This is a genomic window from Thermococcus prieurii (assembly GCF_054657655.1).
Genome location: NZ_BAAHYH010000002.1, coordinates 952,152 through 973,085 on the forward strand (window position 1 = coordinate 952,152; position 20,934 = coordinate 973,085).

Below are 20,934 nucleotides of genomic sequence, written 5' to 3' on the forward strand. Positions count from 1 at the left end.
AAGTTTATTAGCATCAATGTACAAAAATGATTCGCACAACAGCTGGAGGCATCGAAGTATGTACGCCTACTGGGGTAAGATTCTGAGAGTGAACCTTACGGACGGTTCAATAAAGGAAGAGCACTTCGACGAGAAGTTTGCCAAGAAGTGGCTTGGCACGAGGGGATTTGGCATATACTACCTCCTCAAGGAGATGGACCCGACCGTTGACCCGCTGAGTCCGGAGAACAAGATGATTTTTGCCACCGGTCCGCTGACCGGAACCACCGCTCCAACGGGCGGAAGGTACATGGTGATAACCAAGAGCCCGCTGACCGGCTACATTGCAATGGCAAACTCCGGTGGCTTCTTCGGAGCGGAGCTCAAGTTCGCGGGCTGGGACGCGATAATAGTCGAGGGCGCTTCCGACCACCCGGTTTATCTGTACATAAACGACGAGAGCGTTGAGCTTAGGGACGCGAGCCACCTCTGGGGCAAGACCTCAACCGAGACCGAGGAGGCCCTCAAGGAGGAGATAGGGGACAAGCGCATAAGGGTTGCACTCATCGGACCCGCTGGTGAGAACCTCGTCCGCTTCGCGGCCATTATGAACGACGAGCACCGCGCCGCGGGTAGGGGCGGTGTTGGAGCGGTTATGGGAAGCAAGAAGCTTAAAGCGATAGTGGTCAGAGGCCACAAGCGCGTTGAAGTTGCAGACAGGGCGAAGTTCACATCGGTAGTCAAGGAGAAGACCGACAAGCTCAGGAACGACCCGACTGCCGGCGGTGGACTGCCCAAGTACGGAACCGCTGTTCTCGTCAACATAATCAACCAGAACGGCCTTTACCCGACGAGGAACTTCCAGTACAGCCAGTTCGAGTACGCGGAGGAGCAGAGCGGTGAGGCCATGGCCGCCAAGTACCTCGTCAGGAACAAGCCCTGTTACGCCTGTCCAATTGGATGTGGAAGGGTTAACAGGCTTCCAACGCTCGGCATCACCGAGGGACCGGAGTACGAGAGCATCTGGGCTTTGGGAGCTCACAACGGCATAAACGACCTCGCGAGCATCATCGAGGCCAACCACCTCGCCGATGAGTACGGTATGGACACCATAAGCCTCGGTGGAACTTTGGCAACTGCCATGGAGCTCTACGAGAAGGGCCTGCTCAAGCAGGAGGACCTCGGCGAGGACGCTCCGCCCTTCAGGTGGGGCAACACCGAAGTGCTCCACTACTACATCGAGAAGATTGCCAAGCGCGAGGGCTTCGGTGACAAGCTTGCCGAAGGTGGCTACCGCCTGGCCGAGATGTACAACGGCGTCGAGTACTTCATGGGCGTCAAGAAGCAGGAGCTTCCAGCTTACGACCCGCGTGGTGCCGAAGGTCACGGTCTCGGTTACGCCACCAACAACCGCGGTGGCTGTCACATCAAGCAGTACATGATTAGCCCCGAGATTCTCGGATACCCGTACAAGATGGACCCGCACGATATAAGCGACGAGAAGGTCAAGATGGTCATTACGTTCCAGGACCTTACCGCGCTCATCGACGCCGCTGGACTGTGTGTCTTCACGACATTCGGTCTCGGTGCCGACGACTACCGCGACATGCTGAACGCGGCCCTCGGCTGGAACCTCTCGACCGAGGAGTACATGAAGATAGGCGAGCGCATCTGGAACGCCGAGAGGCTCTTCAACCTCCGCGCCGGTCTCGACCCGCTCAAGGAGGACACCCTGCCGAAGAGGCTCCTCGAGGAGCCTGTTAAGAACGGACCGAACAAGGGCCACGTCGTCAGACTCCACCTGATGCTTCCGAGGTATTACGCCCTCAGAGGATGGACTGAGGACGGCAGGATACCCGAGGAGAAGCTCAAGGAGCTCGGCCTGGAGGAGCTTTGAAGGTTTTCTTTTTATATTATCCGTTCAAAGCAACTTGTTTTATGTGACATCATCCAACCTGCGTTTCAATGTATTGGTGAATTCTAGGCTTTATGTAATAGCCTATGCAAATAATTGCAGAAATCCATTTATTATGGGAAATTATCCAATACCTTGGAAGAAAATCGAAATGTTTATATATCCCTACTGTTCAGAGATGTTCCTCGATGAGGGTTACTATACCCGATGACTAAAACCTTTCAAGGGGTGTACCCAATGAAAGAGCTCAAGGCATTTGTACTTGCCGTACTCTTAGTGGGCATGACGTTTGGTTTTGCGGCGGCTATTTCGCCATCAACTGGCCAGCCAATGGCCCATAAAACCACCAAAGACTACGGCCTCCTAACGCCGACGCTCTTTGAGAAAGTTCAAGGTATGGATCCAAGCAGGGAAATCTCAACAATCATAATGTTCGACAACCAAAGGGACAAGAGGGCAGCCATACCTCTCCTTAAGTTCCTCGGAGCGAAAATAAAGTACAATTACTACGCAATACCCGCGCTAGCGGTCAAGATAAAAGTCGAATACCTCCTTGCACTAGCAGGTTTGGCAGACGTGGGGGCCATTCAGGGACTCGATATCCAGGGCATCCAGTTCATTCAGGATGACTACAAAGTGAAGGTTGATGCTGACCTCGAGGGTCTCGACGAGTCCACGGCTCAGATATCCGCACCCGAGGTATGGAACGTCGGATACAACGGAAACGGCATCGTTGTAGCGGTCATTGACACTGGTATCGACGCCTCTCACCCCGATTTGAAGGGTAAAGTTGTGGGATGGAAGGACCTTGTAAACGGTAAGGATTATCCCTACGATGACAACGGTCACGGAACCCATGTTTCTGGAATAATCGCTAGCACCGGTGCCGCGAGCAACGGTAAGTACAGGGGTGTTGCACCGGGGGCCAAGCTCGTCGGTGTTAAGGTCCTTAACGCCGAGGGTAGCGGTTCAGTCTCAACCATCATAGCGGGAGTTGATTGGGTTATAAAGAACAAGGACAAATATCACATAAAGGTGATAAACCTCTCGCTCGGCTCAAGCCAGAGCTCCGACGGAACCGACGCCCTCAGCCAGGAAGTTGACAAGGCCTGGGAGGACGGAATAGTCGTCTGTGTTGCCGCTGGAAACAGCGGACCGGACACCTACACCATAGGCTCACCCGCCGCCGCCCCGGACGTCATCACCGTCGGTGCCGTTGACAAGAACGATGTCATCACCAGCTTCTCCAGCAGGGGCCCGACCGCGGACGGCAGGCTCAAGCCGGAGGTCGTTGCTCCGGGCAACTGGATTATCTCCGACAGAGCTGCCGGAACCGAGCTCACCAATGAGCTCGTCGGTCAGTACTACGTCGCCGCCTCCGGAACCAGCATGGCCACTCCGCACGTCAGCGGTGCCGTTGCCCTCCTCAGGCAAGCTCACCCCGACTGGAGCCCGGACAAGATAAAGTACGTCCTTGAGATAACGGCCGATGTCGTGGCTCCAAGCCAGATTGCCGGTGTCGCCTACGGTGCCGGCAGAATAAACGTCTACGAAGCCCTCAAGTACGACCAGGATTCAAAGGTTGATTTCACGGGATACCTGGAAAACAAGAAGAACGTCACGATGAGCGTTGTTGTCAGTCAGGGAACCAAGAGGCTTGCGGCACTCCTTACATGGGATAACAAGAACGCGGACTTTGACCTTTATATGTACGACCCGAACGGTCAGCTCGTAGACTCCTCAACCACAGGCTACTACGGCTTCGAAAAGGTCGCCTATCGGAACCCGACCCCGGGAACTTGGTACTTCGTAATCAACAGTTACAAGGGAAGCGGCAACTATCACCTCGAGGTTCTCGACGAAGGTGGAACCGTGAAGAAGGGAACATCACCTAGCCCGAACCCCAATCCGAGTCCAAACCCGTCCCCAAGTCCCTCCCCCAACGTCGTCGTCAAGAACTTCACCGGAACCGTTGAGTACGGAAGCTACGTTGTCGACACAGTCACCGTTCGTAGCGGCGCCACAAAGATTGAAGGGTTCCTCCATGGAAGCAGCTACGACGACCTCGACCTTTACCTCTACGACCCGAACCAGAACCTCGTAACAAGCTCTACCAATCCTGGTTCAGATGAACACGTGAGCTACAGCAACCCACAGCCAGGAACATGGTACTTCCTGGTGTACGCGTACGACACGTACTACTGGACCGCCAGCTACAAACTAACAGTTAAGATATACTACGGCTGATGCCTCTTTCCTTTTACTTTTTGGAGGTGTTTAAATGAGGAAAACAGCGGTGCTACTGCTCGTTGCAATGCTCTTTTTACCAGTGGGCTCGATCCCTGCAAGAGCTGAGTTGGTTCCATATGTTTACACTCCCACGATTCCTGCCACTGCCTTGGCCGCCGTTGCCCTCTACAAAGCCCATGAATACCAGTACGTTCTGGAGGCCGACGTCTGGCTGATGAAGCTGAGAACCCCCCAGGGCGCATGGGCGTACCAGTACGGTATGGCACCCCAGGCCAAGTATACGGCGCTCGCCCTGATGGCCCTCATGCGGGGGGAGTCAATAGCCCGGGGACTTTTCAATAAGACCATTCACGCGGGTGTTTACTGGCTCCTGTACAAGCAGAGGAAGGATGGCTCCTTTGGGGACTACACCGACACGGCCCTGGCGGTGGTTGCCCTCCGTGAGTATGAGGACTTCGCTTACTCTTGGCTCCCTGTCAAAAAGGCCATAACGAACGGCATCTACTACCTCCAGACCCACACGCCGGGAACAACGATGGGGCAGATATTCGGCTACATGGCCCTCGGGGACGTGAAGGACCTGCGCAAAGTTGAGGCGAGTGGTGTGAACGCACTATACAAAGCGTTTGCAATAGCGTACCTCACCGGTGAGAACGTTCAAATAAGCTCCCCTCTCCGGGACCCTGCATCCCTCGCGCTCCTGCTGTATGCAACGGGGGAGAAGCTATACGAGAAGGAGTTGTTGAACTCCCTCCACTTCGGCTTTTGGGGCGTTCTCAGATACCAACCCCCTGACCTCCTCGAAGCCGCAACGCTTCCAGGGTTCTACGACCTCAAGCCGATTGCATGCCCGTACATGCTCAAGGTTCGGCCAAGGTTCGAGTGGGAGAAAGTCGTGCTCGCCAGATACTACGTTGAGTGCAACCACAGCATTGACCTGTCCGAAATCCATCTCCAGAAGCTGAAACCCTGGATGGTCGCGGAGATTGCGAGGCTTAACCACGACCTCGGAAAGCCATACGAGAGGGAGATTAGCTACCTCCTGGACAGCGAAGAGGGCAATCACTGGGGCAACTTCTACGACACAGCCTACATAGTCTGGGTTCTCTCAGCGCTCAACATCACGATGAACTACACCCCCGTTCTCAACTGGCTCACCTCAAACGTTAGGGACGACTACCCAAACTACTACTACGCTTATGCCCTGGTGGACTTCGGTAGGTTCGGGATGAAAAAGGCCCTAAACAGGACCCTCACGATACTCAAACGTCATCAACATCCAAGCGGTGGGTGGGGCTACAACGCGGAATCACCAGACAACATTAAAACGACAGCTGAAGTCCTCGGGGCTCTTTTAGAAACGGGCCTCTCCAATACAGAGATGTACAGAAAAGGGTACGAGTTCATCAGGCGGTCATTGTACGCGGATATCCCCCAACCGACCAGCACGGGAAGCGTCGTTGAGCTAAAGAACGCAACGTTCCTCTTGATAAAGAACGGGATTTTCTACGGGAATACCACCGAGAGGGTGTGCGTCAATGGTCTCGAGGGCTACGTTGTCGTGTACCCATCTACCCATCCCCTAACCGTGAGCGCGGTTCCGGTGACGGGCTTCAGGGCAAAAAACCCCTGGAAAAAACCGCTGACCGAGATGTGGCACCAGAAAGAGGGCAACAAACTCTATGTCGTGTACTGCGTGGCCGTTGTCCTTTTCGCGGGAGCGTTTGAATACGCTACACTGATGAAGAGAAAAGGAAAACGAAGTCGCTGAGCACAGGTCAGGTCGTGGAGGCTTCCTCATCGTTGTAGAGCTCATCTCCGACTTCTATTTTTTCTTCAAATCCCCTTGAGCCCTCAAGCGTCTGAATCCTGAACATGTAGCTCTTGTACCAGTTGTAGGACGGCTTGACCTTGACGGGGAGGAGCTTCCAGGCGCGCGTCTCCTCCTCGTAGCCCCAGTTGACGTACTCGTTGAAGTTCCTGATGATGTCGGTTATGACGACGCCGAACTCGTTGAGGAGCAGGCGCTGAATCTCGCGCCACTTGTCGAGGGAGCTCTCGCGCCTCGTTATGCCGAAGTAGCCGGCGCAACCCGGACCCTTCAGCGTTGCGATTCCCCTGCCGACGAAGGCCCTTATGGCCGGAACGGTCTCGGGCGGGTCGGTGATGAAGGTGTCGAACTTGTGGAGCGCGTAGTCCGGAAGGGGCTCGCGAAGGTCGAAGGTGAATATCTCGATGTCGGAGTAGCCGAGCTCGTCAGCCGTCTTCTCGATGAACTTCATGAGCCTCTCGTCAATGTCGAGGACCGCTATCCTCTTGGGCAGACCGCTGAGCATCAGAGCAACGCTCGTGAGGTCGTCGTCGCCCAGAACAAAGACCTCCTTGTTCTCAAGGTCGCCCCTGCTGTGCATCAGAGCGACTCTCGCGACGGTCGTCTCCGGGGTGACGTAGGCCTGGTCGAAGTCGTGCTTCGGCTGTGGGCGGTCTTTGACTATCTCCTTGAACTGCTCGAGCAGGTCGCTGAAGGCGGAAAGCTCAACGGTTCTGCCCTGGCAGTGGGAGCAGGTGTAGTCCCTCCTTGGCCCGATTCCGTACTTCTCGACGAGCTGTTTACCGCTCTCGGTGAGGATAACATTCGAACCCTCAAAGGCGATGTGGCCGAGCTCGTGGAGCGCCTCAAGAACCGCCACAACGAGCGGGAGCGGTTCCTCGCTGAGGTCAACGATGCGCCACACGTCACTGCTGGCCTGAATCGCCGAAAGAACGTTCTCTATCGTCCTCTCGTAAACGGGAATGCTCGTTCTGGCCTTAACCCTCTCGATTATCTCCCTCATCTCGAATCCCTCCAGAAGCATTTTTGGTTCGTGAACGGGGTTGGGTAAGGCCTCTTTTAAGGTTTTCCCGAGGGCTTTTAAAAGGAAAACCTCCACCATTCTCCATGCTCGCCCCCGTCAACGACCCGGTCAAGCGCTACCGCCTCCGCTACAACCTTGAGGCCCTCGAGCGCGTGAGGGAGGCGATAGGTGAGAGCGCGTATTCCCGGCTAAGGAAGCTCCTCCTCTTCCGCCTCAAGGGAAGGGAGTTTGAGAGAACACCAACGGGCGTTAAGATAGCGGTTGCCTTCTCCGCTGGCTCCGACAGCACCGCAACGCTGAAAATCCTTCGCTGGGCAGGCTTTGACGTCGTTCCAGTAACCGCGAAGCTGCCCCAGATGGACGAAAAAACCCTCCAAAAGGTTCGCTCAGAGAATGCGGTGCTGGTTGAGGTGCCGGGTTACGAGGAGGTTATGAGGGAACTCATCGAAAAGGGCGCGCCGATATGCGGTCGCTGTCACTCAATGGTCATGGAAGCGGTTGAACGGAAGGCGAGGGAGCTTGGCGTGAGAATCCTTGCGACGGGGGATATGCTGAGTTCAGGTTTGATTTCGATTTACGAGAAGAACGGCATCGTTATCCTTAACTTTCCGGCGTTCCTTGCCCTCGACAAGGGGGAGATTATTGAGATAATCGGTGGAGAATACGAGTTAAGTTTCGGCTGTCCCCTTCTCTGGGAGCTCTTTAGGCGGGCCCCTTCGACGAAGCGTTTGGCCCTTCAGAGGATCCTGCGGGAGACGCGCGCTCGGGCGTTGAGCCCGGAGATGGCCGTCGAGCTGATGAGGGACGTCCTCCTCCGTTAGTTCCCAACTTTGACCCAAAAGGTTTAAATGTGTAGTTCTTAAGTTGGAGCGGTGGTGAGTATGGTTACGAAGGAAGAGGTTGAGAAGGTCGTGAAATCGGTCGTTGACGAGAAGTTCATCCGCTCAATCGAGGTTGACGAGAAGGGCAACGTCACGGTTACCCTTGCAAAGGATACTCCCGATATAGACAACGTTCTCATAAAGCTCCACTCCGAGCTCGGAAAGCTCGAGGGAGTCGGCTTGATAACCATCAACCGCGAGAGGGAAGTGAAGGAAGCTGGAGACGTCAAGATAACCGAGGAGATGGTCCTTGAGAAGCTCAAGGAGGTCATAGACCCCGAGATTGGCATTGACGTAGTCAACCTAGGCCTCATCTACGACCTGAAGGTCAATCCCGACAACACTGTTTACGTCAAGATGACGATGACAACCCCCGGCTGTCCGCTGACCATGTGGATTCTTCGCGCCGTTGAGGACAAAATCCTTGAGATTCCGGGCGTTAAGGATGCCGAGATTGAGCTTACCTTCGACCCACCATGGACGCCGGACAGAATCAGCCCGGAGTACAAGAAGAAGCTGGGCCTTTACTGACCCATCTTGTCTTTTTCTGTTCATCTTAGCTTTCTTCCGCTTCCCTTTCCACAGATTATCGTTTCAAACCCTCGGTTTTAGGAACGAAAAGTTTATATTCGTCAAACTCCACCTAAGCCCGGTGATGTGCCATGGCGTGGAAGGTTACCGTCGACCAGGACACCTGCATTGGTGATGCCATCTGTGCTAGCCTCTGCCCGGACGTTTTCGAGATGAACGACGAGGGCAAGGCTCAGCCGGTCGTCGAGGTTATTGAGGACGAGAACCTCTACAACTGCGCTCAGGAGGCCATGGAGGCCTGCCCTGTTAGCGCTATCAGCATTGAGGAGGCCTGAAGGCCTCTCTTTCCTATTCCTTGTTGGGCTTTTCTGAGGACAATATAAAAAATTAAGAAGAGCTCATTCGAGGCTCAGCTTGAACCTCTCGGCCTGCTCGAGGACGTACTCCCTTATCTCCCTCGCCTTCGGGAGCTCGGCCACTATCTCGCCGTTCTCGATAAGGGGCTGGAGGAGCGGCTCTACTTTAGCTCCGCAGACGGGACAGCGTTCGAGCTTTTTATCTGCAGGAACGCGGTGGTAGTGGCCGTTCTCACAGCGGTAGACCTGTTTGCGCCCGCTCAGCTTCCCGCGCTTCGTTATCGGCTTCCCTTCAACCTCAACGATGTCGAGCGAGAAGTCTATCGGCTTTGCGCTCGCTATGGCCGAGCCGACGCCGAAGGCGTCCGCAACGTCCACTATCTCCCTTATGCTCTCCTCATCCAGCCCACCGCTCACGAAAATCTTCACCCAGTCGTAGCCCCTTAAGTTAAGCTCCCAGCGGACCTCCTCGATTATCTTCCTGAAGTTCCCCCTCCTCGAGCCCGGCGTGTCGAGCCTAACCGCAGTTAATCTCTCGCCTAGAGCCTCGGCCGCCATCAGCGCCTCGAACTTCTCGTCGCAGAGCGTGTCAACGAGGGCCGTCCTCGGAACTTCAGGCTCGACAACCTCGTCGAAATACTTCCAGGCCTTCACCTGGTCGCCAACTGTGAGTATTAACGCGTGGGGCATCGTGCCGACGGGCTTCTCCCCCATCATCTCCGCTCCGAGGACGCCGCTCACGCCGTCGCAGCCGCCTATGAACGCCGAGCGATCTATCATCGGCGCTATTGCCGGGTGCATGTGCCTTATTCCGAAGGAGTAAACCGGCTTGAAGTTCGCGGCAATCTTGACCCTCAAGGCGGCCGTCGCTATTCCGCTCGCCTGGCTGAGCATTCCAAGCAATGCCGTCTCGTAGATCCCGAACTCCTCGTAGTAGCCCTCAATCTGGAGAACCGGCTCGTAGGGGTGGAATATCGTGCCCTCTCTCATCGCGTAGACGTTCACGGGAAGGCCCTCAAGGAGCTTCGCGACCTCCTCAATTCCCGCGAGAACGCCCCACTTCCAGCCGTGGGGGAGGCTCGTCGTCGTGACGTCTGCGAAGACTTTCCTGTGAATCCCCTTCTCGGTCAGTACTTTCTTCGTCCTGATGAAGTAGACGTCCGTCGTCTTTCCAGCCTTTATATCATCCTCGTGGGCGATGTAGAAGTTCCCCATAGGTCTCACCTGAAACAAACTTCCCGCGGTTGGATTTAAGGGTTTCCGAAGGAGTCCGCGCACAGATGTGTTCTCACGGCTCGAGGTGGCCGAAAAGTAATTATACTACATCGCACATAGTGTTAGTGATAGGTGTCCAAAATGAACGTTAATATTGTGATGCCCCTCCTTATTATCGCACTTGTTTTCACATCCGGCTGTATCTCCGGGCATGAGAAGGCATCGACGTTCTCGATAACCCCTGTTGCCTGCCCAAACCGAGGAAACGTTACGGTCCTGAACGGCGCCGACAACATCACCGCGAACAGTTCAACTTACAAAGTCGCCGTTGAGCTCATGGAGAAAGAGCTGGGGAGGGCAAAAGAAATCTACCGGACGATTGAAGAGAAAAACGGTTCAGAACTGGAGAGATTCTCGAACTTCACAAGGCTCTTTCTTTCGGATTCAAGGATGATAAACGAAACCGCGATGCAGGTGGGAAACGAAACCTATGGATACGTTCTCCTTTTTCTCCACGAGGAACGCTGCGGGATAAATTTTAGACCAGAGTCCATCAACGTCAGCGGATTGCACATTCAACGTCTTCCACCAAACTTCACGAATGGGACCAGAACTTACACCGGAATTCCATACACAACCTACGCCGTGAGAGTCAGGACGCCGAACAATGAACTCTGCAAAGTTTATTTCTCCGACCCCACAACCCTCAGCGCACCCTACGCCACCGTAGGAGACCTCACCCTAATCGCCTCCGGCGGCTGGTTGCAGTACGGAAAGGGTGGATGTGGCAATTTCGGCGAGGTATCTTTCAGGCTCTACAGCGGCAGCGAGGACGTCACGGTGTATCTTTTATTGTTCAGGGAAACCTAAACGTGGAACGGCACCTCCACCCTTTCCCCCTCCTCTATCCTGTGGAGCTCCCGCCTGTAGGCCTCCAGCGGTCTGTCCTCGACCTTCAGAAATCCAGCGAAGGTCCTCGGCCTCTTCTCGAGCTCGTCGAAGAAGCGCGGGTAGTTCCTGTCCCTGACGATGTGGTGGTCGAGGATTATTTGGGCGTTCGTCTCGCGGATTATCTCGTTGAGGTTTTTAATTCCCGTTTCCCAGCTCCCCTCAGCGCGCTTTCCGAGGTAAGTTGGCGGTCCGCCTGTTATGAGGACGTCGGGGTTCTTCTCAATTATCCACCCGACGGCCTTCCTGTTGAGGAGCTGAATGTCGCTGGCGTGGATTAGCCTGGTTCCGTCGTCGATGAGGACCATAACCACGAAGCCGAGCCTTGAGCCCTCGCTGCCGTGCGGAACCGCCGGCGAGAACTCCAGTGTAACGCCGCCGAGGTCAAAGCTCCTCCCGTCAGAGAACTCAACCTTCTTCGCTATCGGCTCTGCCTTCTTGAGGAAGGCCCAGGCGCGCTTCCTCTGGCTGAAGTTGATGTTCTCGGTGGGATGCTTTATGAAGAGTTGCTTCCCCTCGTAGATTTCCCTCGCAAAGGTTTCGCTGGAGCTCTCGTAAAGGCCCTCGAAGAAAGGGGTGTGGTGGTCGTAGTGGTAGTGGGAAATCGTCACGACCTCTGCCTTCCTCGCGTAGCCCTGTATTTTCCTCCTCATCTTTTGAAGGGTCTCGAGCTCGATTTTTGCCGGCGGGAGACCGTAGCGCTTGGGTCCAAGGGCGACGCCGGGGTCGATGAGGATTTTTATCCCCCCGGCCTCCACGAACGTCGCCAGACTCCTAACGCCGAGGCTTTCGGAGGCGAGCGGGACGATTCTCATTTGGCTCACCAGCTTGAAATTTCTATCATAAAGCCCCGTCCCCCGAGATACTCCTGGACCGTGACCTCGAACGCCGAGATTAAGGGTAAATACTCCCGGTTTCGCTCGACGAGCAGTGTAACGCTTTTTAGACTGTTTCTGAGTAGCAGGTACTTGTACGCAGGGTATCCTTCAACGTAGGATAATCCCCTCCACTTTATAATCTTGAGGTCCGCTCGGGGGAATATAATCTCTCCTCCGAGTGATGCCACAAGCTCAACCGGGGGGTTGAGCTTTGCAAAGCTTAAGTTTAGGCGAAGGAAGTTTCCGTACAAGGTTACGTTGCTCAGCCTCACGCTCAGGTTCCCTATTGGGGTTATCCTTATTGTGTAAGTTTTTCCGTAGTTTCCAAACCTTATCTTTATCTCTGAGAGCCTCTTCTCTGCCGATTTCAGCACACTGAAACTTGGAAAGCTAAACTCCTTCTCAAACCCTGGAAGCCTGTAGAGCGTAACATTGTAACCACTCTGTATAAAGCCCCCTGCCAGAGAGTAGACGCTCAGAGCCTCTTCAATTGAGGAGAATGAGTTGGCTCGCGCCACTCCCGCCGGGAACCATCCAGCCAGGTACGTATTTTTACCAAGCTTCACGACCTTGAACTTTGAATTCTCATAGGGGGATTCTAGGTAAGGAGTCGCAAACCAATCGTAGAGCTCCCACGTTTTTGTTTTCGGATAATAAACCGCGAGAAATGCATGGCCATCCCCCACTATAGGGTACGCTATGACGAGGTAGTAATCCGCTGAGATGTTAAACCTCATGTTCACAGCCCTTATGAGGGCGTAATCAACAAGCGCCCAGTCCCTACAGACTCCTCCTTTGGATATGGTCTCGGACGGAAGGTTCCATCCGGGATGGTAGGTGTATACAACACGCTCTAAGAGGAGTGAGTACGCTGTTCCCCGAACGAGGGAGGGTTCTATGGGATACCCTGAGGCCCTAATCCTTAGAATGCTCTCATTTACCAGTTTGTCAATGTACTCCCTAACGGGAGGGCTGTTGATGTCCCTGAGGAGTTTCTCAGGGGAAAAAGGTCTCCAGGGAGGCACCTCTTTGCTCACATGGTTTTCTATCCTTGGTGGCCCACTATGGTGAAGGCGGTACTCGATTACTTTAACTGGCGCGGTCAGGAAACCCTTTACCCCGCCGTTTGCCCCGAATCCCTCAAAATGCCATACGATGGCGTTGCTGAACAAGAGCAAAAACACAACAAACACCGCGGTCATGCGGAGTGCCGGTTTTATGAGCCCCATAAGCGGTGCCTCCGTCGTATCATGTGAGGGTCATAGTTTGTGGAAGTATGTACTTCTCTCTTAGGCTCGGAAAACTTATAACCCTACCCCCACAATGTTTCCTCGAGATAAGCACCGCCAACGTTACCGTTCAAAAGAGACCCATTTGGGTTGTGAACCGATGAGGAGTGTCATCCCTCCTGATGTCGAGATGATGACATTATCCCCACCCGAGGTGGTCCAATGCTGGGCTTTTTGAGGAGGAAGAAAACCTACGGGCCCTTCGTTTACCTGACGGAGCCCACCTTCCTCTACCACACAAAAACAGAGAAGGCAATCCTCGAAATCATTGAGGAGAAGCTGAACTCCAACAACATCCTCGTGCCCTCGAAGTACGGCATGAGGGACACGAGCGACAGGATTAAGGAAGCCGAGTACCTCGTAGCGGTAGCCCCCCTCGGGAAGTTCACGTCCCTCGTTGGAAGGGAGGTCAAGCTCGCGCAGGAGCTCGGCGTTAAAATCTTCACCCTGCTCATAGCGAGGAAGGAGAACGAGCTCGTGTACCTCTGGGTTGAAGGGGTCCCCGAGGACATAGAGTGGCTCTCGCCGGAAGAGACGATGGAGTTCGCTAAAATCTTCATAAACAGTGAGTTCATGGACTACCTCAAAAAGGGCCTCTTCTTCGGCTCAAGAAAAAGGGAATGGTGAAGAGAAGTCATGCGCTGGCTTTCTTCGCCCTGATGTACTCGTCTATCGCCTTCGCCGCCTTCTTTCCGTCGCCCATCGCGAGGATAACAGTCGCCTCTCCCCTTATCGCGTCTCCGCCGGCGAAGACTCCGGGAACGCTCGTCATGAGGTTCTCATCGACGACGAGCGTCCCGTTGGGGTTGGTCTTTATCCCGGCTTCCTCGCTGATAATCCTGTTGGGTTCAAGGCCGATTGCTATTATCACCGTGTCGGCCTCGACGGTGACGTACTCGCCGGTCGGCCGTATCTTTCTCTTCCCCCTTGAGTCCCTCTCCTCCAGCGGCTCCATCTTCTCGAACTTTACAGCTTTAACCTTGCCCTTCTCGTCGCCGATGAACTCAACCGGCTGGACGAAGTAAAGGAACTTCACGCCCTCCTCCTTCGCGTGTTCGACTTCCTCAATCCTCGCCGTCACGTCCTCCTCGCCACGCCTGTATGCTATCGTCACGTCGCAACCAAGCCTCAGTGCGGAGCGCGCCGCGTCCATTGCAGTGTTTCCGGCGCCGATGACGATTACCTTCTTCCCGACGGCTATCGGCGTGTCGTACTCGGGGAACTCATAGGCCTTCATCAGGTTAATCCTCGTGAGGAACTCGTTGGCCGAGTAAATCCTGTCGAGCAGGATTCCCGGAATGTTGAGGAGCTTCGGCGTTCCTGCGCCGGTTCCTATGAAGACGGCGTCGTACTCCTGGAGAAGCTCTTCAAGGGTGACCGTCTTTCCAACGACGTGGTCCGTCTTTATCTCGACTCCAAGGCGCTTGAGCTTGGCCAGCTCGTGGTCGAGTATCTCCTTCGGAAGCCTGAACTCGGGGATTCCGTAGATGAGGACTCCACCGGGCTTGTGGAGGGCCTCGAAGACTGTCACCTTGTAGCCCATCTTCGCGAGCTCGCCAGCGCAGGTCAGGCCCGCTGGTCCTGCTCCCACGACGGCCACCTTTCCAAGCTCCCCGGTGCACTTCTCCTCGAACTCGCAGAGGAGCTCCTCCTCTATGCCATGCTTCCTCGCGTAATCGGCAACGAAGCGCTCAAGCTTTCCGATGTTTACCGCCTGGCCCACTTTTCCGACGACACATGCACCCTCACACTGGTCCTCCTGCGGGCAGACGCGACCGGTTATAGCCGGGAGCGTGTTGTCGTTCCAGATTATCCTCAGGGCGCCCTTGATGTCGCCCTCCTTAATCTTGGCTATGAAGGCAGGAATGTTGATGTGGACCGGACAGCCCTTTATACAGGGCGCGTAGTTCTCGGGACACTGAAGACAGCGCTCAGCTTCCTTAACGGCAAGTTCGAAGGTGTAACCGAGGTTAACCTCACCGAAGTCCTTAACCCTCTCCTCAACGGGCCTCTCAGGGGTTGGAACCCTCTCCTTGATGAGCTTCGGCATTCAAATCACCCCCTTGGCGCGGAGATATTCAAGATAGCGCTCCTTGGCAAGCCTCTCCTGCTCTGCAAAGCGCTCCGCGTTCCTCCTAATCGCGTCCTCCCAGTCAATCTTGTGGGCGTCGAAGACCGGCCCGTCCCTGCAGGCGAACTTTACTTCCCCGTCGTAGAGGACCCTGCACGAACCGCACATGCCGGTTCCGTCCACCATAATCTGCCTCACCGTTGCGTATGTTGGGATTCCGTAGGGCCTCGTGAGCTCTGCGAGCTTGGCGAGAGAGCCGAGCTTTCCGCCGGCGAAGATTATGTCGACCTTGTCCTTCTCGATGAGCTCCTTCACGACGTCGAGGTAGTGGCCCTTTATGCCTACCGAACCGTCGAGGGTTGTAAGGTAGTACTCGTCCGCCACTTCCCTCGCGAGGAAGCGCATCGGGTAGACCCTCTCCCTGTCCTCAAAGGTCTGGACGGAAATCGTGTAGTTACCGGCCTCGCGCATCGCCTTGAGCGTCGCGTAGTTCTCGGCCTGACCGCAGACCGCATCTGAAACAAAGGCCACCCTGCCGTAGTCCTTGACCTTAATCGGCTTTCCAAGAGGCCCAACAAAGCTCCAGAGCTCGTCTCCGGGCTTGTACTCATGGTAGAGCTGAAGGCTTGTCTTTCCGAGCTTCCTTATGAACATCCCCACCTTTCCATCCTCCGCCTTGTAGACGGACATCGGAACCCTTTCGCCCCTCTCGTGGAGGATGAACACCACGAACTGGCCCGGTTTCCAGGCCCTGGCGACGTGAGGGGCCTCCACTTCGACGAAATAGTCTATCGGACTCAGGTCCTCCTTCGCGGTAATCTTGTACCCCAAGATGAACACCCCCGTTCACGGGAACACTTTTGTTCACCAAACGTTCTGAACCAAGGGTTTATACGGTTTTCTTGAACCAAAGGTTTAGAACCCTTTTCAGGCCAAAAGGAGGAACGAGCCGGCTTTTTCTGTGGGGCAGGTTGGGACAGGTTTATTAGGGTTCGGGAGAAAAGCCCCCGGTGGTTGGAATGGTCAAGATTCCCAAGAGCCATCCACGCTACTGGAGCCTTTACTACCGCGAGAAAATCATCGAGGGTATGGAGAAGGGAATGACTGCCAAAGCAGGTCTAATCGCCCACGGACGTGGGGAGGCCTTTGACTACCTCATCGGGGAGAAGACGATAGAGCCGGCTGAAAGGGCTATGAGGGCGGCGGTTGCCAAGTTCCTACTTGCGGAGTGGCCCGTAATCTCGGTGAACGGCAACGTCGCGGCGCTCGTTCCAAAGGAGACGATTGAGCTGGCGAAGACCCTCAACGCGAGGCTCGAGATAAACCTCTTCTACCGGACCGAGGAGCGCGTTAGGGCCATAGAGAGGGAGCTCCGGAAGTACGACCCTGAGATGGAAATACTCGGGATAAACCCGACGAAGAGGATTCCGGGCCTTGAGCACGAGCGCGGGAAGGTCGACGAAAACGGCATCTGGAGAGCCGACGTCGTTCTCGTCCCGCTCGAGGACGGCGACAGGACGGAGGCGCTCGTGAGGATGGGCAAGTTCGTGGTTACGGTTGACCTGAACCCCCTCTCGAGGAGCGCGAGGATGGCGGACGTGACGATAGTCGATAACATCGTCAGGGCGTATCCGAGGATGATAGAGCTGGCGAACGAGATGAAGGACCTTCCGAGGGAAGAGCTTGAGAGAATTGTGGAGTCATACGACAACGGGAAAACGCTGAGCGACGTTCTAGTGCACATAAGGGACAGGCTAACCAAGCTCGCGGAAGGGGGAGTATGGAGGAAGAAGGAGATTTAAAATTCCTTTTCCGTTTTTTCAACAAGTTTTCTGAGGGAGTTTATAAGTTCGGTTTCTCCCGATGCCTTTGACACAACGAGGGGAACACCTTCGCGCTCCGCAAGCTTGACCGCCAGCTCATCAAGTCTCTCGACGCCGTGGAGGATTATCACAGCCGGCTTCAACCCCTGAACGCGAACGGCTATCATAGGGCTTCTCCCGGTAGTCACCTTCGTGAAGACGAGGGCCCTTTCCGTAGTCCAGCCGTAGAGCTTGAGGAACTCCTCACTGCTCATCTCAAGGATGGCTCTTATGCTGTCAACGACGGTGTAGCCGTAGATGCGTCTGTCGAGGAGATGTGGATTGGCAACGACCTCTCCCCGAACGGCCTCGACGACGTCCGAAATCTTTACTGGAATTGCAAACTCCCTTATGTCGAGGATTGCACTGGTGGGGAGCTCGCCCTCTATCGTTTTGCTGAAGGCCTTGATGACGTTCCCGCCGCGCTTTTCGTCTATCTCCAGGAGGGCCTCAACGAACTTCCTTATCGTGGAGGCACCGGGGCTCTTTCGTCTTCCCCCCTCGTAATCGCTGATAACCGAGGAAGAAACCCCTAGATGCTCGGCCAGCTCAGTTTGGCTTATTCCAAAGATTTCACGCCACTTCCGCATAGTCTTTCCGGGGTCAGAAGAGAGTGTTATCTCACCTGCAATACGCTTTGCGAGCGCTTCCTTCTCTTTCTCCAGCATGAACGTTACTACCCGTAATGGGTTATAAGCCTTTCGGCAATTGCTGAAAGCATCTTAAGGCTAGTGCTTTACTCCGAGGTCCCTCTGACCTCCTCCCCGCCCTAAAGGGCGAGGCTTTCAAAAGAAAAATGTAACGGCCAGTACCGCATTGTCGAGGAAACCCTTTTAACCCCCCTCCACTATTTATCCTGGTGAAAGCTTTGAAGGTAGTTCTTGAGGTAACTTTTAGAATGGGCGGAGTGAACTTCCGCAGTACTAAATGGGAAGACGAAAACCTTGTTTTCGAATTTGAGAGACTCGGTGATGCGTTCATTCAAGTCCTGAGCAATCAGAGGGTTGAGGTTGATGTCGAACAGGTTCCCAAAAAGGTCCTAGTCGAGCTGAAAACGAAAGAAGGAGGAAAGGTCTTCGAGGCGTTTGAACGGGACGGGAAATATCTGGCTGCTGAACCTTAGATTTTTTATACCGCCACATCAATTTTCCATGGTGATGCCCATGTTCATGGCCGAGTTCAAGCTCAGATTTGGAGACAGAAAGTGGTACGTCAGGAGAATAGTCGAGGCTTCCTCGCTTGAGGAGGCGGAGGAGAAGGCAAAGCGCTACGCCGAGCTCATGAACAAGGGAGAGGTTGAGTGGAAGCTGAGCTACGTCATAGAGGCAGAGAGACCGCTCATAATAGGCGACGAGGAGCTCAAAAAGCTGAGCTGAGCTCCCCGGCGAGGTTTTTCTCCATTATCCTCCTCACTTCTTCAACCTCCCTCGTCCTGCCGAGGGTGTACATGAGCTTGACGAGCGTTGCTTCTTTCGTCATGTCTCCAGCCGGAATAACGCCGGCCTCGAGGGCCCTCCTGCCAACTTCGTAGCGCGTCAAATCAACGCCACCGTAGAGGGCCTGCGTCGTCATGACCACGGGTTTTTCGCGGGCGACCTTTGAAACGGCCTCGAGGAGGTTCCGCCCGCGGTAGGGAATTCCCCCGGCGCCGTAGCCTTCAAGAACTATGCCGTGAACCCTCTCCGCAACCGCGAGAAAGACCTCCGGAGAAAGGCCCGGCGTTAGGCGAAGGTAGGCAACGTTCGGGTCTATCCTCGGGTCGAAGGACGGCTCCCGGGCCGGGAGCTCAGGCCTGTGCCGTACAACGACTTCCTCGCCTTTGACGTAGGCGATGTCGGGATAGTTTATGCTCTGGAAGGCGTTCAAGCCAAGGGAGTGCACCTTCGAAACGCGCGTGCCGAGCATTATCTTGTCCATGAAGGCGACGTATATCCCGGGAAAGCCCTTCATCGCGAAGGTTAGGGCCGTTTTCAGGTTCCTCGGCGCGTCGCTGTTGGGTTCCGTTATGGGGAGCATCGAGCCCGTCAGAACTACAGGAATCGGAACGTTCCTCAGCATGAAACTTAAAGCCGAGGAGGTGTAGGCGAGCGTATCTGTTCCGTGGGTTATGACGATTCCATCGTAGTCGTTCAGGCTCTCAAAAACGGCCTTTCCAATCGTTATCCAGTCCTCGGGCTGAATCAGCGTGCTGTCGAGGTTGAGTATGTCCTTCGCCTCTATCTCAACGCCGTCGCCCCTTATTCCGGCCAGCTCCAGTATCTCGCCGACGCTCAGCGTGGCTTTGTAACCCTTCTCGGTCTTCGCGCTCGCTATCGTCCCGCCGGTGCCGATTATTAGAATCCTCACTCCCACCACCGTGCCGAGTATGCCCCACAGTTTTTAGTCTTTTTGACTGGGAATGAACAAAAAAGGACAGAAAAAATTGACAAAATGTCAATCGAACTGGAGCAGGACGAAGGCCAGGAAGGCCATGGCGGAAGCGAAGAGGAAGCTGTAGGTTAACGAGTAGGCGCTCCAGAGGTAGCCGGCAATCAGCGAGGCAGGAAAGGCGAATACTCCAACCACAGTGTGGTAGGCACCTATAACAGTTCCCTTCTCGCCCTCCCCTGCCAGCTCAGCCATGTACGCCCTCGGAACCGTGTCAATCACCGCCATGTAGAGGCCGTAGAGGACGAAGGCGAGGAGAAGAACCGCCAGGTCCCTCGCGAAGGCAAAGCACAGGCTTGCAAGGGCCGAGAGGAGGAAGCCAACGCCGATTAGGGCTTTCTTGCTCACCCTGTCCGAGTAAACGCCTATCGGGTAGGCTGAGAGGGCGTAGATGAGGTTGAAGAGCGCGTAGAAGGCGGAGCCCTGAAGAACCGTGTAGCCGAGCTCCTCGGCCTTCCAGAGGGTGAAGGCGTAGCTGTACCTTCCGAGGGTTCCGATGGCAACGACCGCGAGGAAGAGCTGAAGGGAACGGCTCCTCAGCGACGAGACGGCGGCTATCTTCCTCTTAACTTCCCCGCCCCTGTCCCCGACGAAGAGCGCTATTATGAGGAGCGACAGAAGACCGGGGACGGCGGAGAGGAGGAAAATCCTCCGGTAGAGGGTTTCCCTCGGCAGGTATGAGAGGAGCCCGATTAGCAGAACCGCCACGAGAGGACCTGCGACGGCCCCAAGGGTGTCCATCATCCTGTGAAAGCCGAAGGACTTTCCGGTTTTTCCGTTGCTCGATTCGGCAATGAGCGCGTCGCGCGGGGCCGTTCGTATTCCCTTCCCAGTTCTGTCGAGCAGTCTAAGCGCGAGGAAGTCGAGCGGACCGCGCGAGAAGGCAAGCAGACCCTTGGAGAGCGTCGAGAGCGCGTAGCCTGTGAACACGAAGGCCTTACGCTTTCTAAAACGGTCGCTGAAGTAGCCGAAGAGGACCTTGAAGAGCGAACTCGCGCTCTCGATGAGGCCCATTATCGAACCGCCAGCGAGCTTCCCGACTTTGAGAACCTCGGTCAGGTAAGCAGGAACTATCGGCGCTATCATCTCGCTGCTCATGTCGTTGAGGAAGCTGACGATGCCGAGGAGAAAGACGTTCCAGCTGATTCCGAAGACCCTCTTTTCTTTCTCATCCATCTTCATTCCTCCAGAAGCTCCTCACAGAGCTCCCTCAGCTTTTCTTTTCCCTCTTCAAGGGCCCTAAGGCCATTTTCCGTTATCGTGTAAACCCTGACCCTCCTCCCGTTCCGGACTTCTTCCCTGCTCGTGAGAAGGCCCTTCAGCTCGAGCTCGTGGAGGAGGGGATAAATCGTGCCGGGACTGAGTCTGTAACCGTGCCTCCTAAGTTCTTCCATCATGAAGCTGCCTGTGACGCCTTCCCTCGCGTGGTGGAGGACGTGGAGAGCTAAGAAGTCGCGGTACTTCATATCGAACACCG

General features: G+C 55.1%; 21 protein-coding genes. 11 read left to right on the forward strand and 10 right to left on the reverse strand.

Going from position 1 to position 20,934, the window contains the following annotated elements; all coding sequences use genetic code 11:
• Positions 1-58: 58 nt before the first annotated feature.
• The 3 genes from ACYQ04_RS08515 (at position 59) to ACYQ04_RS08525 (ending at position 5,915) form a co-directional block, all read left to right on the forward strand.
• On the forward strand, positions 59-1,876 hold the full coding sequence (locus ACYQ04_RS08515) for an aldehyde ferredoxin oxidoreductase family protein (protein ID WP_460128817.1): 1,818 nt from the start codon (positions 59-61) through the stop codon (positions 1,874-1,876).
• 255 nt (positions 1,877-2,131) lie between these two features.
• The gene (locus ACYQ04_RS08520) at positions 2,132-4,141 is read left to right on the forward strand and encodes a S8 family serine peptidase (RefSeq protein ID WP_460128819.1); all 2,010 of its coding nucleotides are present in this window, start codon (positions 2,132-2,134) and stop codon (positions 4,139-4,141) included.
• A 34-nt stretch (positions 4,142-4,175) separates the two neighbouring features.
• Positions 4,176-5,915, forward strand: a complete 1,740-nt coding sequence (locus ACYQ04_RS08525) for a prenyltransferase/squalene oxidase repeat-containing protein (protein ID WP_460128822.1) — start codon at positions 4,176-4,178, stop codon at positions 5,913-5,915.
• Positions 5,916-5,922: 7 nt separating this feature from the next.
• Here ACYQ04_RS08525 and bpsA read toward each other — a convergent pair whose 3' ends face one another.
• The gene (gene bpsA, locus ACYQ04_RS08530) at positions 5,923-6,978 is read right to left on the reverse strand and encodes a N(4)-bis(aminopropyl)spermidine synthase (RefSeq protein WP_460128824.1); all 1,056 of its coding nucleotides are present in this window, start codon (positions 6,976-6,978) and stop codon (positions 5,923-5,925) included.
• 104 nt (positions 6,979-7,082) lie between these two features.
• On the opposite strand from bpsA, the gene ACYQ04_RS08535 reads away from it, so the two are divergent.
• From ACYQ04_RS08535 to ACYQ04_RS08545, 3 genes are all read left to right on the forward strand, one after another.
• Complete coding sequence (locus tag ACYQ04_RS08535) at positions 7,083-7,820, forward strand: ATPase (protein WP_460128826.1); 738 nt, start codon at positions 7,083-7,085, stop codon at positions 7,818-7,820.
• 60 nt (positions 7,821-7,880) lie between these two features.
• Positions 7,881-8,411: a metal-sulfur cluster assembly factor gene (locus tag ACYQ04_RS08540; RefSeq protein ID WP_460130085.1), complete on the forward strand. Its 531-nt coding sequence runs from the start codon at positions 7,881-7,883 to the stop codon at positions 8,409-8,411.
• A 131-nt stretch (positions 8,412-8,542) separates the two neighbouring features.
• Positions 8,543-8,746 carry a ferredoxin gene (locus ACYQ04_RS08545; protein ID WP_099209819.1) on the forward strand — a complete coding sequence of 68 codons (204 nt, stop codon included), beginning with the start codon at positions 8,543-8,545 and terminating at the stop codon, positions 8,744-8,746.
• A 63-nt stretch (positions 8,747-8,809) separates the two neighbouring features.
• On the opposite strand, the gene ACYQ04_RS08550 is transcribed toward ACYQ04_RS08545, so the two are convergent.
• Positions 8,810-9,982: a nicotinate phosphoribosyltransferase gene (locus ACYQ04_RS08550; RefSeq protein ID WP_460130087.1), complete on the reverse strand. Its 1,173-nt coding sequence runs from the start codon at positions 9,980-9,982 to the stop codon at positions 8,810-8,812.
• A 141-nt stretch (positions 9,983-10,123) separates the two neighbouring features.
• Between ACYQ04_RS08550 and ACYQ04_RS08555 the strand changes: the two genes are divergently transcribed.
• The gene (locus tag ACYQ04_RS08555; RefSeq protein WP_460128829.1) at positions 10,124-10,852 is read left to right on the forward strand and encodes a hypothetical protein; all 729 of its coding nucleotides are present in this window, start codon (positions 10,124-10,126) and stop codon (positions 10,850-10,852) included.
• Here ACYQ04_RS08555 and ACYQ04_RS08560 read toward each other — a convergent pair.
• Positions 10,849-11,745 (reverse strand): MBL fold metallo-hydrolase, encoded by an 897-nt coding sequence (locus tag ACYQ04_RS08560; RefSeq protein WP_460128831.1) that lies wholly within the window; start codon positions 11,743-11,745, stop codon positions 10,849-10,851. The genes ACYQ04_RS08555 and ACYQ04_RS08560 overlap by 4 nt on opposite strands.
• 5 nt (positions 11,746-11,750) lie before the next feature.
• Positions 11,751-13,037 carry a hypothetical protein gene (locus ACYQ04_RS08565; RefSeq protein ID WP_460128833.1) on the reverse strand — a complete coding sequence of 429 codons (1,287 nt, stop codon included), beginning with the start codon at positions 13,035-13,037 and terminating at the stop codon, positions 11,751-11,753.
• Positions 13,038-13,259: 222 nt separating this feature from the next.
• On the opposite strand from ACYQ04_RS08565, the gene ACYQ04_RS08570 reads away from it, so the two are divergent.
• The gene (locus ACYQ04_RS08570; RefSeq protein ID WP_460128835.1) at positions 13,260-13,724 is read left to right on the forward strand and encodes a hypothetical protein; all 465 of its coding nucleotides are present in this window, start codon (positions 13,260-13,262) and stop codon (positions 13,722-13,724) included.
• 7 nt (positions 13,725-13,731) lie between these two features.
• On the opposite strand, the gene gltA is transcribed toward ACYQ04_RS08570, so the two are convergent.
• Both gltA and ACYQ04_RS08580 read right to left on the reverse strand, forming a co-directional pair.
• Positions 13,732-15,147 (reverse strand): NADPH-dependent glutamate synthase, encoded by a 1,416-nt coding sequence (gltA, locus tag ACYQ04_RS08575; protein WP_460128837.1) that lies wholly within the window; start codon positions 15,145-15,147, stop codon positions 13,732-13,734.
• A complete protein-coding gene (locus tag ACYQ04_RS08580) occupies positions 15,148-15,999 on the reverse strand; it encodes a sulfide/dihydroorotate dehydrogenase-like FAD/NAD-binding protein (RefSeq protein WP_460128839.1) in 852 nt (283 codons plus the stop codon).
• A gap of 188 nt (positions 16,000-16,187) precedes the next feature.
• On the opposite strand from ACYQ04_RS08580, the gene ACYQ04_RS08585 reads away from it, so the two are divergent.
• Entirely contained in the window at positions 16,188-16,970 is a 783-nt protein-coding gene (locus tag ACYQ04_RS08585) for a 4-phosphopantoate--beta-alanine ligase (RefSeq protein ID WP_460130089.1), read from the forward strand.
• Here ACYQ04_RS08585 and ACYQ04_RS08590 read toward each other — a convergent pair.
• On the reverse strand, positions 16,967-17,698 hold the full coding sequence (locus ACYQ04_RS08590) for a helix-turn-helix domain-containing protein (RefSeq protein WP_099209795.1): 732 nt from the start codon (positions 17,696-17,698) through the stop codon (positions 16,967-16,969). The genes ACYQ04_RS08585 and ACYQ04_RS08590 overlap by 4 nt on opposite strands.
• 200 nt (positions 17,699-17,898) lie before the next feature.
• Here ACYQ04_RS08590 and ACYQ04_RS08595 point away from each other — a divergent pair, with 200 nt between their 5' ends.
• Together ACYQ04_RS08595 and ACYQ04_RS08600 are read left to right on the forward strand one after the other, a co-directional pair.
• Positions 17,899-18,153 carry a hypothetical protein gene (locus ACYQ04_RS08595; protein WP_460130091.1) on the forward strand — a complete coding sequence of 85 codons (255 nt, stop codon included), beginning with the start codon at positions 17,899-17,901 and terminating at the stop codon, positions 18,151-18,153.
• A 40-nt stretch (positions 18,154-18,193) separates the two neighbouring features.
• A complete protein-coding gene (locus tag ACYQ04_RS08600; RefSeq protein ID WP_460130093.1) occupies positions 18,194-18,406 on the forward strand; it encodes a hypothetical protein in 213 nt (70 codons plus the stop codon).
• On the opposite strand, the gene ACYQ04_RS08605 is transcribed toward ACYQ04_RS08600, so the two are convergent.
• From ACYQ04_RS08605 to ACYQ04_RS08615, 3 genes are all read right to left on the reverse strand, one after another.
• Positions 18,390-19,376 carry an asparaginase gene (locus ACYQ04_RS08605; RefSeq protein WP_460128841.1) on the reverse strand — a complete coding sequence of 329 codons (987 nt, stop codon included), beginning with the start codon at positions 19,374-19,376 and terminating at the stop codon, positions 18,390-18,392. The two genes, ACYQ04_RS08600 and ACYQ04_RS08605, sit on opposite strands and share 17 nt — an antisense overlap.
• 87 nt (positions 19,377-19,463) lie before the next feature.
• On the reverse strand, positions 19,464-20,633 hold the full coding sequence (locus ACYQ04_RS08610) for an MFS transporter (protein WP_460130095.1): 1,170 nt from the start codon (positions 20,631-20,633) through the stop codon (positions 19,464-19,466).
• Positions 20,634-20,635: 2 nt separating this feature from the next.
• Positions 20,636-20,923: a PadR family transcriptional regulator gene (locus ACYQ04_RS08615; protein WP_460130097.1), complete on the reverse strand. Its 288-nt coding sequence runs from the start codon at positions 20,921-20,923 to the stop codon at positions 20,636-20,638.
• Positions 20,924-20,934: the final 11 nt, after the last annotated feature.

Coding starts and splice junctions, on each gene's coding strand:
- gltA (WP_460128837.1), bottom strand. CDS start 15,147: ATGCCGAAGCTCATCAAGGAGAGGGTTCCAACCCCTGAGAGGCCCGTT.
- bpsA (WP_460128824.1), bottom strand. CDS start 6,978: ATGAGGGAGATAATCGAGAGGGTTAAGGCCAGAACGAGCATTCCCGTT.
- ACYQ04_RS08585 (WP_460130089.1), top strand. CDS start 16,188: ATGGTCAAGATTCCCAAGAGCCATCCACGCTACTGGAGCCTTTACTAC.
- ACYQ04_RS08555 (WP_460128829.1), top strand. CDS start 10,124: ATGAACGTTAATATTGTGATGCCCCTCCTTATTATCGCACTTGTTTTC.
- ACYQ04_RS08615 (WP_460130097.1), bottom strand. CDS start 20,923: ATGAAGTACCGCGACTTCTTAGCTCTCCACGTCCTCCACCACGCGAGG.
- ACYQ04_RS08545 (WP_099209819.1), top strand. CDS start 8,543: ATGGCGTGGAAGGTTACCGTCGACCAGGACACCTGCATTGGTGATGCC.
- ACYQ04_RS08565 (WP_460128833.1), bottom strand. CDS start 13,037: ATGGGGCTCATAAAACCGGCACTCCGCATGACCGCGGTGTTTGTTGTG.
- ACYQ04_RS08540 (WP_460130085.1), top strand. CDS start 7,881: ATGGTTACGAAGGAAGAGGTTGAGAAGGTCGTGAAATCGGTCGTTGAC.
- ACYQ04_RS08550 (WP_460130087.1), bottom strand. CDS start 9,982: ATGGGGAACTTCTACATCGCCCACGAGGATGATATAAAGGCTGGAAAG.
- ACYQ04_RS08570 (WP_460128835.1), top strand. CDS start 13,260: ATGCTGGGCTTTTTGAGGAGGAAGAAAACCTACGGGCCCTTCGTTTAC.
- ACYQ04_RS08525 (WP_460128822.1), top strand. CDS start 4,176: ATGAGGAAAACAGCGGTGCTACTGCTCGTTGCAATGCTCTTTTTACCA.
- ACYQ04_RS08515 (WP_460128817.1), top strand. CDS start 59: ATGTACGCCTACTGGGGTAAGATTCTGAGAGTGAACCTTACGGACGGT.
- ACYQ04_RS08520 (WP_460128819.1), top strand. CDS start 2,132: ATGAAAGAGCTCAAGGCATTTGTACTTGCCGTACTCTTAGTGGGCATG.
- ACYQ04_RS08610 (WP_460130095.1), bottom strand. CDS start 20,633: ATGGATGAGAAAGAAAAGAGGGTCTTCGGAATCAGCTGGAACGTCTTT.
- ACYQ04_RS08600 (WP_460130093.1), top strand. CDS start 18,194: ATGTTCATGGCCGAGTTCAAGCTCAGATTTGGAGACAGAAAGTGGTAC.
- ACYQ04_RS08535 (WP_460128826.1), top strand. CDS start 7,083: ATGCTCGCCCCCGTCAACGACCCGGTCAAGCGCTACCGCCTCCGCTAC.
- ACYQ04_RS08560 (WP_460128831.1), bottom strand. CDS start 11,745: ATGAGAATCGTCCCGCTCGCCTCCGAAAGCCTCGGCGTTAGGAGTCTG.
- ACYQ04_RS08590 (WP_099209795.1), bottom strand. CDS start 17,698: ATGCTGGAGAAAGAGAAGGAAGCGCTCGCAAAGCGTATTGCAGGTGAG.